15 protein-coding genes are annotated in these 13,707 nt (G+C 64.1%); 9 read left to right on the top strand and 6 right to left on the bottom strand.

Annotated elements, in window-relative coordinates:
* Window positions 1-17: 17 nt before the first annotated feature.
* The 3 genes from MON38_RS06570 (at window position 18) to coaD (ending at window position 2,084) form a co-directional block, all read left to right on the top strand.
* Window positions 18-524, top strand: coding sequence for an NUDIX domain-containing protein (locus tag MON38_RS06570; RefSeq protein WP_241935359.1), 507 nt, complete (start codon window positions 18-20; stop codon window positions 522-524).
* Between the two features lie 104 nt (window positions 525-628).
* Window positions 629-1,507: a DUF3822 family protein gene (locus MON38_RS06565; RefSeq protein WP_241935358.1), complete on the top strand. Its 879-nt coding sequence runs from the start codon at window positions 629-631 to the stop codon at window positions 1,505-1,507.
* A gap of 109 nt (window positions 1,508-1,616) precedes the next feature.
* Window positions 1,617-2,084 carry a pantetheine-phosphate adenylyltransferase gene (coaD, locus tag MON38_RS06560; RefSeq protein ID WP_241935357.1) on the top strand — a complete coding sequence of 156 codons (468 nt, stop codon included), beginning with the start codon at window positions 1,617-1,619 and terminating at the stop codon, window positions 2,082-2,084.
* A 7-nt stretch (window positions 2,085-2,091) separates the two neighbouring features.
* Here the strand turns inward: coaD and MON38_RS06555 are convergent, their stop codons facing one another.
* Window positions 2,092-2,601, bottom strand: coding sequence for a hypothetical protein (locus tag MON38_RS06555; RefSeq protein ID WP_241935356.1), 510 nt, complete (start codon window positions 2,599-2,601; stop codon window positions 2,092-2,094).
* Between the two features lie 26 nt (window positions 2,602-2,627).
* Window positions 2,628-3,326 (bottom strand): NUDIX hydrolase, encoded by a 699-nt coding sequence (locus MON38_RS06550; protein WP_241935355.1) that lies wholly within the window; start codon window positions 3,324-3,326, stop codon window positions 2,628-2,630.
* Between the two features lie 139 nt (window positions 3,327-3,465).
* On the opposite strand from MON38_RS06550, the gene MON38_RS06545 reads away from it, so the two are divergent.
* Window positions 3,466-3,969, top strand: coding sequence for a metallophosphoesterase family protein (locus MON38_RS06545; protein ID WP_241935354.1), 504 nt, complete (start codon window positions 3,466-3,468; stop codon window positions 3,967-3,969).
* 127 nt (window positions 3,970-4,096) lie between these two features.
* Here the strand turns inward: MON38_RS06545 and MON38_RS06540 are convergent, their stop codons facing one another.
* Window positions 4,097-4,402 carry a hypothetical protein gene (locus MON38_RS06540; RefSeq protein WP_241935353.1) on the bottom strand — a complete coding sequence of 102 codons (306 nt, stop codon included), beginning with the start codon at window positions 4,400-4,402 and terminating at the stop codon, window positions 4,097-4,099.
* 225 nt (window positions 4,403-4,627) lie between these two features.
* Here MON38_RS06540 and MON38_RS06535 point away from each other — a divergent pair, with 225 nt between their 5' ends.
* The 4 genes from MON38_RS06535 (at window position 4,628) to MON38_RS06520 (ending at window position 8,462) form a co-directional block, all read left to right on the top strand.
* The gene (locus MON38_RS06535) at window positions 4,628-5,674 is read left to right on the top strand and encodes a threonine aldolase family protein (RefSeq protein ID WP_241935352.1); all 1,047 of its coding nucleotides are present in this window, start codon (window positions 4,628-4,630) and stop codon (window positions 5,672-5,674) included.
* A gap of 132 nt (window positions 5,675-5,806) precedes the next feature.
* Window positions 5,807-7,087 carry a cation:proton antiporter gene (locus tag MON38_RS06530; RefSeq protein ID WP_241935351.1) on the top strand — a complete coding sequence of 427 codons (1,281 nt, stop codon included), beginning with the start codon at window positions 5,807-5,809 and terminating at the stop codon, window positions 7,085-7,087.
* A 49-nt stretch (window positions 7,088-7,136) separates the two neighbouring features.
* On the top strand, window positions 7,137-7,793 hold the full coding sequence (locus MON38_RS06525) for a metallophosphoesterase family protein (RefSeq protein WP_241935350.1): 657 nt from the start codon (window positions 7,137-7,139) through the stop codon (window positions 7,791-7,793).
* 36 nt (window positions 7,794-7,829) lie between these two features.
* Window positions 7,830-8,462 (top strand): DNA-3-methyladenine glycosylase family protein, encoded by a 633-nt coding sequence (locus tag MON38_RS06520; protein ID WP_241935349.1) that lies wholly within the window; start codon window positions 7,830-7,832, stop codon window positions 8,460-8,462.
* A gap of 145 nt (window positions 8,463-8,607) precedes the next feature.
* On the opposite strand, the gene MON38_RS06515 is transcribed toward MON38_RS06520, so the two are convergent.
* Both MON38_RS06515 and MON38_RS06510 read right to left on the bottom strand, forming a co-directional pair.
* Entirely contained in the window at window positions 8,608-9,228 is a 621-nt protein-coding gene (locus tag MON38_RS06515; protein ID WP_241935348.1) for a 2'-5' RNA ligase family protein, read from the bottom strand.
* Window positions 9,225-9,782 (bottom strand): DUF1572 family protein, encoded by a 558-nt coding sequence (locus tag MON38_RS06510; RefSeq protein ID WP_241935347.1) that lies wholly within the window; start codon window positions 9,780-9,782, stop codon window positions 9,225-9,227. The genes MON38_RS06515 and MON38_RS06510 overlap by 4 nt, the downstream gene beginning before the upstream one ends.
* A 167-nt stretch (window positions 9,783-9,949) precedes the next feature.
* Between MON38_RS06510 and MON38_RS06505 the strand changes: the two genes are divergently transcribed.
* Window positions 9,950-12,640, top strand: a complete 2,691-nt coding sequence (locus MON38_RS06505; protein WP_241935346.1) for a hypothetical protein — start codon at window positions 9,950-9,952, stop codon at window positions 12,638-12,640.
* Between the two features lie 21 nt (window positions 12,641-12,661).
* On the opposite strand, the gene MON38_RS06500 is transcribed toward MON38_RS06505, so the two are convergent.
* Window positions 12,662-13,507: a hypothetical protein gene (locus MON38_RS06500; RefSeq protein ID WP_241935345.1), complete on the bottom strand. Its 846-nt coding sequence runs from the start codon at window positions 13,505-13,507 to the stop codon at window positions 12,662-12,664.
* Window positions 13,508-13,707: the final 200 nt, after the last annotated feature.

Here is a 13,707-nt window from a genome sequence, read left to right as displayed (position 1 = left end):
TTCCTTTAGCTCCTGCCATGCTGCCTGCTTCCCATTCCGATTTTTCCGATGCCTTGCTCCAGGCCTACGCTGGCCGCGTGCGGGTGCGCGTGGGCGGGCTGCTGCTGCGCGAGGGCACGATGCTGCTGGCTGCCCATCGGGGCCTGCTGCCCGACCAGGCCGCTTTCTGGTCGCCACCGGGCGGTGGGTGGCAGTTCGGCGAAAGTTTGAAAGAAGCTCTGGTGCGCGAGTTTCGCGAAGAAACCGGGCTGGCGGTGCGCGTGGGCCGCTTCCTGCACCTGCACGAGTTCAGCCAGGGCCCGCTGCAGGCGCTGGAGTTATTTTTTGAGGTACTGGCCGACGACCACCAGGCCGCCGAACTGGGCCACGACCCCGAGCATGCCCCCGATGCCCAGCTACTGACCGAGCTGCAGTGGTTTGCTCCGCGGCAGCTGCAGCAACTGCCGCCCGCCCAGCTGCACCCCGTGCTACGGCTGGTGCTCAGCCCCGACGATATTTTTGTGCCGCAGCTGCGCTTTTCGTAGTCCATCAGCCTTTCAGGCCCTGAACCGGGCTTGTTGCGATGCCGTTTGCTGCGGCCAGGCCGTATCTTTAGCCCCGGCCGACCGGCCGGTTTTAGCTTCGATTCGTGCCTGCATCTGCTTCTTTCCCTGTTTCTGCACCGTCATCGGGCACACCTTCAGCGCTGCTGCAACTGCGCGATGAAACCTTCGACCCCGCCAACGCCGCAGCCTACAACCTGTACCTTCTGGCCGGCCCCGCCCGCCTCTACGTGGCCGTGGCCGACGTGGAGCGGCGCAAATTTGTGGTGCTTGAAGAATACCAACTGCCAGCCGGCGGCGTGCCCGCCCTGGCCAACCAGCACGATTTCCTGAGCCTGCGCGGCTGGAACGCCGTGCGGCTGGCCGTTACGGGCCGGGCCTTCACGCTGCTGCCCGCGCCGCTGTTTCGGGCCGGTGATGAAGCCGCCGCCCTGCGCCTGCACCACACGCCCTCGCCCACCGAAACCATCCGGCACACCACCCACCCCGGCCTGGAGCTGGTGAACGTGTTTGCCACCGATGCCGCGCTGGCAAGCTGGCTTACCGCCACTTACGGCGCCACCGGCCGCCTGCTGCACCACACCAGTGCGCTGCTGGCCGGCCTCGTGAACCAGCGCGGGGCGGCCTCGCAGCGCCGCCTCTACCTCAACCCCGGCCAGCAGGAACTTACGCTCGTGGTACTGGGCCAGCACCTCGAATACTGCAACGTGTTTCCCTGCACCACCGCCGAAGACGTGGTGTACTACACCATTCTGGTGATGCAGGAGCTGGCCCTCGACCCCGACCAGGACGACGTGACCGTGTGGGGCGACCTCACGCCCGATTCGGCCGTGTTCAGCCTGCTGCGCACCTACGTGCGCAACGTGCACTTCGGCTCCCGCCCCCCCAACGTGCAGTACAGCTACCGCCTGAACGACGTGTTCGAATACCGCTATTTCGACTTGTTCAGCCTGCACTTTGCCTAATTAAGAGGGTTGAGTTTTAAGGGTTGAATGTTGAGTTAGAAAGAGCCTAACAGACACCATTCTACCCATTAAAAACTCAACATTCAACCCTTAAGAATCAACCTTTCCAATGTCCCGCATTGCCCTTTTCCCCGGCTCGTTCGACCCCTTCACCACCGGGCACCTCGATATTGTGCGGCGCGGACTGGGGCTATTCGATGAAGTCATTGTTGCGCTGGGCACCAACAGCGCTAAGCAGCGCTACCTGCCCGCCGAGCAAATGCAGACGCTCATTGCGGGCTTGTTTGCCGATGAGCCGCGCGTATCGGTGCAGCTCTATCAGGGGCTTACGGCCGAGTTTGCGCGGGCTACCGGAGCGCGCTACCTGCTGCGCGGCCTGCGCAACAGCCCCGATTTCGAGTACGAGAAGCCCATTGCCTACGGCAACCAACACGTTTTTCCGGAGTTGGAAACGGTGTTTTTGCTGACTTCGCCCACGCTGGGGGCTGTCAGCAGCACCATTATTCGCGACCTGCACCGGTTTGGGGCCGATGTGTCGGCGTTTGTGCCGTTTGCGCTGCCGCCTCGGGCGGGCTAGTGGGTGCTTACTGCAGCGGCTTGGGGTCGAGCGGCACCACCCGCAGGCCCAGCATTTGCGTGGGGCGGCGGGCGTGAAACACCGGCAGCAATAAATAATTGCTGGCTTCAGCCGACAAACCGGCGCGCTGCATTAGCAGGTCTTCATTGCTGCCCAGCAGCAGCAAGTCGTTGAAGCGGCGAGTGCCGGCATCGTAACTTACCAGCACATCGAGGCTCCGATAGCGGAAAAACTGCAACGAATCGGAAGGTTCAGCGCTGGGCAGCTGGCTCAGCAGTGCCTGCACCGAGGAAGGTATAGGCTGCGGCGGCCCTAGCTTGCGCGCCAGCGCATCCACGGAAAGGCTCAGCAAGGCGGGCACAGCAACCACGGCCCGCACGGGCGGCGACACGGCGGGCCGGGCAATGGCCGGATGGCCGGGCTCCTGCACGGGCTCGTTCGAGTGCGAGCACGCGGCCGCCAGCGCGAGCAGCGCCACGCCGGCTATTCCCTTGCTGAGTACACGTTTTAGCCCCATATCCACGAAGATACGGCGCTAAACGGCTATTTCGCTTTGGCTTCTTTGGTGGGCTTGCCGGCTATCTCGCTCAGGTAGTGGCGCACTACCAGCGCGATGGAGGCGTAAGAGTCTTCCAGTTTGGCCAGGGCTTCCTGGGGCGACATCCAGCGCACTTCCTCGATGTACTCCTCCGTCTGCGGCTTCATCAGGCTGTCGTCGAGGCACTTCATCAGGAACCAGCTGGTTTTCTTCAGCATCTTGTTGCCTTTGTAGGCATAGCTGTGCCAGGTGCTGGGCAACTCTTCGCCGAGTTCCAGCTTGATGTTGGTTTCCTCTTCCACTTCGCGCAGGGCGCCAGCGGCCTGGTCTTCGTCACTCTTGAGCTTGCCCTTGGGCAAATCCCACTTGCCGAGGCGGTAAATCATCAGCACCTGGTCGCCCTTCACCACGAGCCCGCCGCCGGCTTTGGCAATCTTGAACTGGTCTTTGAGGTGCAAGGTGATGAATTTCTTTTTCTTCACCAGCATGGTCAGCGACTTCAGCTTTTTCAGCTTTTTCACTTCCATCAGGCGCAGCAGGCGGTCGATAAATAGCGGCCCGGCATCGCGCACGAGTACGTCGCCGATGAGGTCCTTCGACGTAAAATCGTCGTCTGGATTCAGCACGAGGTCGTACTTATGCTTGTACACTTTTTCGCTGAGCTTTTTGATAACCAGCGGAATGTCGTTGATGAAAATGTTCATCGGGATAGGCGGCTTGGAAAAACAGACGTCGGGCAAACAGGGGCTGCCGGCATCCAAAGAAAAAAGAGAATATAGCGGAAGGCAGCGGCCGCAAGATACGGGGCCGAACCGATTTCGCGGCCCGCCCCATCTTTGCAGCATGACGCACATAGGCCTGCTTTCCGACACCCACAGCTATTTCGACGAGCGTATTGCGCATCATCTGCGCGGCTGCGACGAAATCTGGCACGCCGGCGATTTCGGCGACGCCCGCGTGGTGGACGAATTGCAGGCCCTCGCGCCGCAGTTTCGGGGCGTGTACGGCAATATCGACGGCACGGACGTGCGAAGGACCCAGCCGCTGGTGCAAGACTTTGAGGTTGAGGGCCTGCGCGTCGTAATTACTCACATCGGCGGCTACCCGGGGCACTACGCGCCCGCCGCCCGGCCCCTGCTCGATGCCACCCACCCCGGCCTGTTCGTGACGGGCCACTCCCACATTCTGCGCGTGATGCCCGACCCGCGCCGCCACCTGCTGCACCTGAACCCCGGTGCGGCCGGCCGCCACGGCTTCCACCAGGTGCGCACGCTGCTGCGTTTCGGTATTGATGGTGGCAAGGTGGTGAATTTGCAGGCCGTGGAGCTAGGCAAGCGGGCGGGATAGTGGCTTGCATAAGCCTGTGCATCATCTCCCCGACCGCGGCAAAACCAACAAGCCCCGCTACCTGCAACACAGGAAACGGGGCTCGTTGAAACCTTGAACTGCTGGCCCGAGGGCCGCAACTACGTAATTACAGCGCGATTTCGGGCTTGGGGTGCTCGCCTTCCTGACCGTCGGCGTTCACCGGCTTGGTCTCGGCATCAGCAGCGTCGAACGCCTCGGCGTTGGCAGCAGCGGCTTTCTTGGCAGGAGCCTTCTTAGCGGGGGCTTCGGCAGCAGGAGCAGCAGCACCGTTGGTGGTGAAGCGCGATTTCAGCTCTTCCAGGTCCACGTTTTTCAGTACGGGCGTGCGGAGCAACTCCTTAATGATGTGCTGCTTGTTGTTGGCGCGGGCAATGTTCTTGCGGTGTTTGCGCTTGAGGCGGGTAACGGTCATGGTACCGGAATGATTAGAATCTAGGGGCTTACGAAACGGAGGGCAAAAGTAAGGCTTTCTGGTGGAAAGTGCAAGCCCGCGAGGCATTTTGCTGAATGACTGTGGATTTGGCCCGAATGCAACCGCGCCGCGCCGGGCGCTACTTTTGCGGCACAGGCTGCGCATCAGCGGCCGTTTGCCCGGCTTGCCCGGCCTCTCCTCCAATTCGCCTATTAGCACTTTCCGATGGCTGTTGAAACCCCTGCCCTGCCCGTTATCGACCTGCGCTCCGATACCGTGACGCGCCCCACCCCCGCCATGCTGGCCGCCATGTGGGCTGCGCCGGTGGGCGACGACGTGTACGAGGAAGACCCCACCGTGCGCCGCCTCGAAGAAGCCGCCGCCGCCCGCTTCGGCCTTGAAGCCGGCCTGTTCTGCCCCTCGGGCACCATGACCAACCAGATTGCCATCAAGGCCCACACCGAACCGCTGAGCGAGGTAATTTGTGAGCAGACGGCCCACGTGTACCTGTGGGAAGTGGGCGGCATCGCGTTCCATTCGGGCGCATCGGTGGCGCTGCTGCCCGGCAACCGGGGCCGCCTCACCGCCGCGCAGGTGGAGGGCGCTATTCGGGCCGAAAACGTGCATTACCCCACCACCCGCCTAGTGTGCCTGGAGAACACGCACAACCGCGGCGGCGGCAGCTGCTACGCCCTGGAGGACTTGCAGACCATTAGCGAGGTGGCGAAGAAGCACGGGCTGGCGCGGCACCTCGACGGGGCACGTATTTTCAATGCGCTGGTGGCTACCGGGCAGCGCAGCGAAGATTACGGCCAGTATTTCGACTCGATTTCGGTGTGTTTGAGCAAGGGGTTGGGCGCGCCGGTGGGCTCGGTGCTGCTGGGCTCGAAGGCGTTTATTCAGAAGTGCAAGCGCATCCGCAAGGTGATGGGCGGCGGGTGGCGGCAGGCTGGCTATCTGGCCGCGGCCGGCCTTTACGCGCTCGAAAACCACGTCGACCGCCTGGCCGACGACCATCGCCGCGCTACCCAACTGGCCACTACGCTGCGCCAGCAGCCCTACGTGGCCGAGGTGCTGAATCCGGAAACCAACCTCGTCATCTTCCGCCTGCACGACGTGCAGCCGGCCGCTGGTTTCCTGGCCACGCTGGAGGCGCAGGGCATCCGGGCCAGCAGCTTCGGGCCGCAGTGGATTCGCTTCGTGACGCACCTGGACGTGGACGACGCGATGGTAGCACGCATTGAGGCGGTGCTGGCAGGAATGGGCGAATGAGTACCCCGGCCTGTCATCCTGAGCGCAGCGAAGGACCTTATCATTCTAGAACAAACTGTTCGGGCGTGATAAGGTCCTTCGCTGCGCTCAGGATGACAAACGTATTCGTCATCCTCATTTACACCAACCGCTTTGGACCTCTACACCGCCCTGGCGCTGCTGCTTGTTATCGCCGCCGCGTTTGCCTACGTCAACCTGCGCTTTCTGAAAATGCCCACGGCCATCGGGCTGATGGTGCTGGGGCTGGTGGCGTCGCTGGCGCTGGTGGGGCTGGCGCGCTTCGAGGTGAAGCCGGTGCTGGAGTTTGCCCGGCTGGTGAACAAGCTCGATTTCAGCACCATCGTGATGCAGGTAATGCTGGGGTTTCTGCTGTTTGCGGGGGCTATTCACGTCGATACGCGGCGGCTGGGGCGGCTGCGCTGGCCGGTGAGCGTGCTGGCGCTGGTGGGCACGCCGCTGAGCACGGGCCTGGTGGCCGGGGCCATGTACCTGCTGCTGCCGTGGCTGGGGCTGCCCACGCCGTTCATCTACTGTCTGCTGTTTGGGGCGCTGATTTCGCCCACCGACCCCGTCGCCGTGCTCAGCATCCTCACCAAAGCCAATATCCCCAAATCGCTCGAAACCAAGATTGTAGGCGAGTCGCTGTTCAACGACGGCGTGGGCGTGGTGCTGTTTGTGGTGACGCTGGAAATAGCCCTGCTCGGGCCGGGCGAGGTGACGCTGAGCCACGCGCTGGGCGTTTTCCTGCGCGAGACAGTGGGCGGGCTGGCCCTGGGCACGGCGCTGGGGCTGGGCACGGCCTGGCTGCTGCGCTCCATCGACAACTACCAGGTGGAAGTGCTGATGACGCTGGCCCTGGTGGCCGGCGGCACGGCCCTGGCCACGCACCTGCACACCTCGGGCCCGCTGGCCATGGTGATGGCCGGCCTGCTGGTGGGCCACTTCAGCCGCAACAGCGGGATGCTCTCGGAGGAATCGCAGGACTATGTGGACAAATTCTGGGAGCTGATTGATGAAGTGCTGAACGCGCTGTTGTTCGTGCTGATGGGGCTGGAAGTACTGGTGCTGAACCTGCCCGGGCGCACGGTGCTGGCGGGGCTGGCCGGCATTGTGGTGGTGCTGGTGGCGCGAATGGCGGCGGTGGCCCTGCCCCTGGGCCTGCTGCGCGTGCGCGACACGTTCCGCACCTCCGACCACAGCCTGACGGTGCTGACCTGGGGCGGCCTGCGCGGCGGCCTGTCGGTGGCGCTGGCCCTGAGCCTGCCCGCCAGCATGCCGCGCGAGCTGCTGGTGGGCATGACGTATGTGATTGTGGTGTTTTCGATTATCGGCCAGGGGCTGACCATCGGGCCGCTGGTGCGGCGGCTGGGCCTGGGGCAGCCCACAGAAAATTCGGCCGAAAAGCTGGTTTAAATCTTCATCGAAAGGACCTTTCCAACGCGCTTCCGCTGTTTTGCAGGCCATGAATCTATTCTTCATCGGGGATGTGCACGGCTGCTTCCACACGCTCAGCACCCTGCTCAAGCGCTGGAAACCGGCCACCGACCACCTCATCCAGGTCGGCGACCTGGTGGCCCGCGGCAACTACGTTCCGGAAACGGTAGCGCTGGCCCGGCAGCTCAGCGAGCAGTACCCGGCCACCACCACCTTTCTGATGGGCAACCACGAGGCCGAAATGCTGCACCACTACGGTCCGCAAGGCCCGTCGCTGGGCTGGCTGAAGTGGGGCGGCCGCAGCACCACCGAGCAGTACAGGCACAAGCCCAAACTGCTGGCTGAGCACCTGCCCTGGCTGCAGCAGCGCCCGCTGCTGTGGCAGAACGACCACGTGCTGGCCAGCCACGCCGGCATCAGCGCCGCCCCCGATGCCTACGAGCCGACCAGTGCCAACGGGCTGCTATGGGCGCGCGGCCCGCTCAAACGGCTCGATAAATTGCAGGTAGTGGGCCACACGCCGATGGACGACGGCGAGCCCATTCACGACCCCGACTCGCACACCATGTACATTGATACGGGCGCGGTGTTTGGCCGCAACCTCACCGGCCTGCGCCTCTCCCCCACCGGCGCGGTGCTCGATATTATTCTGATTCCCGTCGACCCGCGCGACCTGCCGGTATAAAGTCCGTTCTTCTTTCGCGCCTCTTCTCCCAACAACATGCTCAACCAAGCCGCCATCGAACACCTTTCGGCCGCCGACCCGGTTCTCGGGGCCGTCATTGCCAAAGGCCGCGACATTCACCCGCGGCCGCACGAAGACCTGTACCTGGCCCTGCTGCGCGCCATCGTAAGCCAGCAGATTTCGACCAAAGCTGCGGCCGCTATCTGGAAACGGTTTCAGGCCCTGTTTCCGCCCGAGGGCTACCCCGAGCCGCGCGAAGTGCTAGCCCTGAGCGAGGACGAGCTGCGCGCCGCCGGCCTCTCGCGCCAGAAAGCCGGCTACCTCAAAGCCATTGCCGAGTACAACGAGCGCGGCCTGCTCGACTACGAGCATCTCACCAGCCTCTCCGAAGAGGCTTTCACGCAGCACCTCACCGCTATCAAAGGCGTGGGCCGCTGGACGGCGCAGATGCTGCAGATGTTTGCCCTCGACCAGCCCGACGTATTTGCCGAAGGCGACCTGGGTGTGCAGAACGCCATGCGCAAGCATTACGGCCTGGAGGAAACCGGGCGGGCGCTGCAAAAACGCATGATTAGCATTGCCGAACCCTGGCGACCCTACCGCTCGCTGGCCTGCAAGTACCTGTGGCAGAGCCTGGACCAGGGCACGCAGGTACCGCCGTCGGTGTAAAAGGCTTTGGGTTAATAAGAAACGCCTGTCATCCTGAGCGCAGCAAAGAACCTTATCACGTTCGAATTAAACGTTCAAACGTGATAAGGTCCTTCGCTGCGCTCAGGATGACAGGCGTTTTCGATTACGAAGCAAAAAAGCCACCCTATCCCCGCACCCTTTCCTTCATGTGAAAAACCTCCTCCTTCACGAATAGCTCGCCTTCCTGCCGCAGAATGGCGAGGTTGTCGATGGTGATTTTGAGGTTGTAGGTTTCCTGGTTGAGGTAGCCGAGGACGGGGCCGAGCAGGTCGGGCGTGGTGTCGTGCAGAGCCAGGGAGATGTGCGGCAGCCAGCAATCGGGGCCGCTGAACTTATCGGTGCGCAGGCACAATGGCGCGGTGGCGGCCAGAATGCGCCGGTGCAGGGCGTTGAGGGCATCGGAGCGCAATACCGGAATGTAGATAACCGGCCGCTCGCCCGGAAACACGCCCAGCCCGGTGGTGAAAGCCGGAAACGGCTCGGTAGCCGCCGCCACGCCGGCCAGCGCCTCCTTGAGGGCGCTGAGCTTGCGCACGCCGGCCAGCTGGTAGGTCAGGTGCGGGTCGAGGGTAGCCTGCACGTCGTCGAGGCCGAATTTTTCTTCGAGCTTTTTGATGACGGCGTTGATGCGCAACACGTGCGGCGGGCTGAGCAGGGAGGTAATGGCGAGCATACTGTCCGATACGGAAACATCGGGGCCCGCGCCGATATCGTGGGCCGTTTCGCCCTGGAAAAGTTGTTTCATCGGCCTTCCGTCAGGCGTTGGTTGAACTGCTGACTCTGTCCGCGCGGGATGCTGAGCGACTGAAAGTCCTCGCCCCGAATGATTTTGGCTAGTTGTACCAGCTGCCCCACGTGCGAGGCATAGTGCGCCACCTGCCGCTGAATGGCCTGCAGCACGGTGTGCGCCTCGCCCCGGATGGTGACGGTGCGCAGCATGTCGTCGGCCCGCAGCTCGTCGAGCAGCGTGAACAGGATGCGCCAAGCGGCCGTCCACTCGGCTTGCAGGGCCGGGATGCCGGCGGCCGTGGCGGGCTCCTCGAACTCCTGGTCGCGCTTGCGGGTAGCTTTTTCACCGTCGGTGGTCAGAAAATTGGTGAAGCGCGAGCGCAGATTGCCCACCATATGCTGCACGATGACGGCCACCGAGTTGCTGCCCGGCGCGGGCTGGTGCAGCCACTCTTCGGGGCTGATTTGGGCCAGCGCCCGGTCGGCCAGGGCTTTGTACTGCTGGAAGTTGTGCCGAAAGGAGGCCAGCAGGGCCTCGCCCACGGCGGCGGAATCGGGAGGAGCTTGCATGCGCCAAATGTAGGCGCGGCAAGTAAAAACTGGCGCAAACAATCGCCCGGCTCCGCCCTTATAAGCACCGTCATGGTCGGGAAACTTCGCAGGTTCATCGACTTAGCCTTATGCTTCACAACCTTGCCCGGGGCTTTCGCCGTTAAGCCCGCTAGTTCTTCAGTTCCGTGTCCGCAACGCCCTCCGATTCTTCCGCTTCCGCCCACTCTATTTCGGAGCCAGTGCGCCCCCGGCGGCGCTGGGTGTGGTGGCTGCTGGGCGTGGCGGCCTTGTTGCTGGCAATCGTGCTGGTAGCCCAGCACCTGCTCGACCCCTGGCTGCGCCGGAAGCTGGAGCAGCAGGTAGCCACCCAAACTCACGGCCAGTACCGCCTGCAGGTGGGCGCGCTGCACACCAGCCTGTGGCAGCGCGCCATCCGGCTCAGCGGCCTGCGCCTGCGCCCGGCCGCCACGGTGGCCGACACGCTGCCCCGCGTGCGGCTCGACGTAGCGCAACTCAACGTGACGGGCATTGGCCTGCTGGCGCTGCTGCGCAAAGGCGTGGTGCCCGTCGACAGCCTGGTGCTGGATTCGGCCCGAATTGAGGTGCTAGCGCTGGCTCAAAAGCCCACTCGCAGTGCGGGCCAGCCGCTGCACGAGCGGCTGCCGCTCAAGCTCAAAGGGCTGGAAATTGGCTACTTCGGCTTGCTGCACACCCAGGCTAACTATCAGCCCGGCGGCGCGGCCGCCCAGCCCACGGCACAATTCCGCCGCGCCGATTTGAGCGCGCAGAACCTGCTCATCAGCGCGGCCGGCGCAGCCGATTCGCAGCGCCTGGGCTACGCCATTGGGTGGAACCTGCAACTGCAACACGCGCAAGGGCAGGCGGCGGGCCACAAGCTGGCCGTGGCTGGGCTGAGTGTTTCGACCGCCGACCAGCGCATCCAACTCGATTCGGGCCGGGTGCGGCCGCTGGGCCCCGCCCGGGCCGGCCAGCCGCGCGTCGATTTGACGCTGCCGCGCCTGCGCCTCACGGGGCTGCGGGCGGGCGCTTTGCAGCACCAGCACCGTTTCCAGGCCGACTCGCTGCTGATTCAGCAGCCGCAGCTTTCTGCGACGCTACCGGGCCAGAATACCGATAAAAGCTCGAAGACAGCCACCGACTACCTTAAAAGTCTGGATTTGGCGCATTTGAATGTGCAGAACGGCTACGTGCATATACAAGACGCAACGACCAACCCGATTATTCGCGGGCTGGAAGTGGCGGGCACGGCCATTCATTTTGATTCGGTGAACGCGCCCAATGCGCGGCGCATTTTCTTCGCCAAAGCCTGGGAAGTGGCTTTGGGCCGCAGCCAGGCCACCGTGGCGGCGCACGCGCTGGCGCTGGGCAGCCTGCATTTGTCCACCTCAAAGGGCACGTTTGATTTGCGTTCGGTACGCATCCGGCCGCCCGCGGCGGGCCAGGGCCAGCCCGGCGGCGTCCGCATCGACCTGACGCTGCCCAGCCTGGCGCTGACGGGCCTTGATGCCCAGGCCCTCCAGCAAAAGCACTTCAAAGCCCAAAGCCTGGTGCTGGACCGCCCCGATTTGCAGTTCACGCCGCCGGTGAAGCCGCCCCCGCCTTTCTGGAAACTGCTGTCGAAAGCGGTGCGGCGCTCCGATTTGGCCGTGGTGCGCGTGCGCCACGGCGACGTGCGCTTCGGGCGCTGGCGGCACGCGCCCCACCTGCGCGACCTGAACGCCACGGGCCGGGGCATCCGCATCGACTCGGCGGCCAATGCCGAACCGACCCGCATTGCCTACGCCCGCGCTTGGCGGCTGAACACCGGCCGGCTGTCGGCCCCGTTCGACCGGCCTTTTTACCGGGCCAGCAGCCAACACGTATTCCTCGACACCGATGCCCACCTGCTGCGTTTCAGCGACATGCTGCTGCGACCCCGGTTTTCGCCGGTGGGCATGAACCTGCACAAGGGCTACCAGGCGCCGGCCGTCACCATTAAAGTGCCGCGCCTCATGCTGGCCGGGCTCGATTTTGTGGGGCTGGTGAACCGGGGCGACTTCCGGATGAAGCGCGCCACCGTGCAAAGCCCGGTCGTGAAAATTGCCTCCGACGGCCGCGGGCCCATCAACCCGAACCGCTCCAAAATCTCGCCCGAGGAAATGCTCAACCTTAAGGTGATTGTTGATGTGCCGCGGCTCGACCTCGTGAACGGCAACCTGTACAGCACCTACCGCAGCCCGCTCACGCCCGTCACGGGTACCATGAACATCAACCGGTTCAACGGCTCGTTCTTCAACCTGAGCAACGACCGGCGGCACCAGACGCCCGCCCGGCCCCTCACCGGCAAGGCCACCACCTACCTGCAGAACCAGTGCCGACTCGATGCGCAGGTGTCCATCTACCTGCTCGACCCGCTGGGCCGCCACCGCATCTGGGGCACGTTTGGGCCGGGCGCGTTCGCCATGCTCAATTCGATGACGGTGCCCACCAAGCTGGTCGAATTCAAAAGCGGCCAGGTGCAGCGCATCCGCTTCGATATGCGCGTGGACCGCAAAGGGGCCACCGGCACCATGTACACCGAATACACCGGCCTGCAAATGAAGCTGCTCGGCTACAAAGACGAGGAAATCAAGAAAACCTTCCTCAAGAATGTCATTTCCAAGGCTGTGAACGTCGTCGTGATTCGCGACCAGAACCCGCGCAAGCGCGGCAAGCTGGTGAGCGGCGAGATGAAGAGCCGCCGCGAGCCGCGCTTTTCGGTGTTTGCGCTCTGGCGGCAGGGCGTGGTAAGCGGCCTGTTCAACAACGTAGGCGTGCCCCAGAAAATAGCCCAGAAGCTGAGCGAAGCCCAGGATGAGGCCCCGCTGCCGCGGTAAGCCCACCCGCAGCGCTTTGCCTTAATACCGCTGGGGCCAGAAGCGCGGCACCCACACGTACCCCATAAAGGTGTGGCAGCGCCCGTACCGGGCCGTTTTGCGGTACAGCAGCGCCCGCACCGGCAGGCGCAGCGGGGTTGAGGCCCACACCAGCCCCTGCCCCAGGCGCTTGGCGCGGTAGCCCAGGCTTAGCCGGTGCAGCTTTTCATTGAAGGCGCGGGGTTCTTCCAGCGCGTGGCGCACGACGGGGCGGTAGTGGGTGGCTTTGGTGGCGACGGTGTATTGGCGGGCCGGCAGCCGGAAACGCTCGTCGCGCAGGGCTTTCAGCATCAGGCCGCGGCTGCGGCTCGTCAGGCCGCTTTTGGTGCGGGTGGGGTCTACCGTCACGCCCACCACTTTGCCTGCTTCGTCGAGGGCAAAAACGAGGGCGGGCAGTGCCTCCTCCAGCTTGCGCATCCGGCTGGCCTTTTCGCGCAGCACCATGCTCAGGCGCTCGTATTCCACGGCCCGTCGGTCCAGGTCGAGGTTGTCCATCTGGTTGTTGAGCTGCCGGAGCGCTGCGGTGGCCTGCCAGCGCGAGGGGCCGCCGTAGTGCAGCCAGTAGTTGCCGGCCAGCGGATGCTTCGAGCCGCTGTCAAGGTTGGTGGGGCAGCGCAGCAGCCGGTCGCGCAACGACACGTAGCCGCTGCCGACGCCCGCCCACACCGGCTGCGCACGAAAACGCAGCGTGGGCGAAAGCCCCGCCCATCTGGCCTGGTCGAAGTCCGGACCCAGGGCATACACCTGCCGCGTTAGGGCCGAATCGAGCGTTGGCAACGGCCGCTGCGCCTGGGCGTGGGCGCCGACGGCCCACAGCAAAGTGGCCACTAGGCCACAGGCGGCCCGCTTAACCCTGTTTTTCACCTGTAGAAGTCCATTGTTCATCCCGTGAAAATAGCCGCTGGCGTGACATGTTGCAAGCCAGGCTCGCCGCACGCAGCCGGCCTGGCTGTTTGCCCTTCTTTCCGGGGCGGCCCCGGGGTTGGGAGTAAAAAGCCCGGCCGCCGTGTTGTGCCCACCCCCACGCC

The sequence above is a fragment of the Hymenobacter cyanobacteriorum genome (assembly GCF_022631375.1).
GTDB classification, from domain to species: domain Bacteria; phylum Bacteroidota; class Bacteroidia; order Cytophagales; family Hymenobacteraceae; genus Hymenobacter; species Hymenobacter cyanobacteriorum.
The sequence above is the reverse complement of the archived record's forward strand: the minus strand, read 5'-3'. Positions and strand labels throughout refer to the sequence as shown.

Excerpts from the sequence above, each read along its gene's own strand:
- MON38_RS06550 (WP_241935355.1), bottom strand. The coding sequence starts at position 3,326 with ATGAACATTTTCATCAACGACATTCCGCTGGTTATCAAAAAGCTCAGC.
- MON38_RS06545 (WP_241935354.1), top strand. The coding sequence starts at position 3,466 with ATGACGCACATAGGCCTGCTTTCCGACACCCACAGCTATTTCGACGAG.
- MON38_RS06520 (WP_241935349.1), top strand. The coding sequence starts at position 7,830 with ATGCTCAACCAAGCCGCCATCGAACACCTTTCGGCCGCCGACCCGGTT.
- MON38_RS06535 (WP_241935352.1), top strand. The coding sequence starts at position 4,628 with ATGGCTGTTGAAACCCCTGCCCTGCCCGTTATCGACCTGCGCTCCGAT.
- MON38_RS06570 (WP_241935359.1), top strand. The coding sequence starts at position 18 with ATGCTGCCTGCTTCCCATTCCGATTTTTCCGATGCCTTGCTCCAGGCC.
- MON38_RS06555 (WP_241935356.1), bottom strand. The coding sequence starts at position 2,601 with ATGGGGCTAAAACGTGTACTCAGCAAGGGAATAGCCGGCGTGGCGCTG.
- MON38_RS06540 (WP_241935353.1), bottom strand. The coding sequence starts at position 4,402 with ATGACCGTTACCCGCCTCAAGCGCAAACACCGCAAGAACATTGCCCGC.
- coaD (WP_241935357.1), top strand. The coding sequence starts at position 1,617 with ATGTCCCGCATTGCCCTTTTCCCCGGCTCGTTCGACCCCTTCACCACC.
- MON38_RS06510 (WP_241935347.1), bottom strand. The coding sequence starts at position 9,782 with ATGCAAGCTCCTCCCGATTCCGCCGCCGTGGGCGAGGCCCTGCTGGCC.
- MON38_RS06525 (WP_241935350.1), top strand. The coding sequence starts at position 7,137 with ATGAATCTATTCTTCATCGGGGATGTGCACGGCTGCTTCCACACGCTC.
- MON38_RS06515 (WP_241935348.1), bottom strand. The coding sequence starts at position 9,228 with ATGAAACAACTTTTCCAGGGCGAAACGGCCCACGATATCGGCGCGGGC.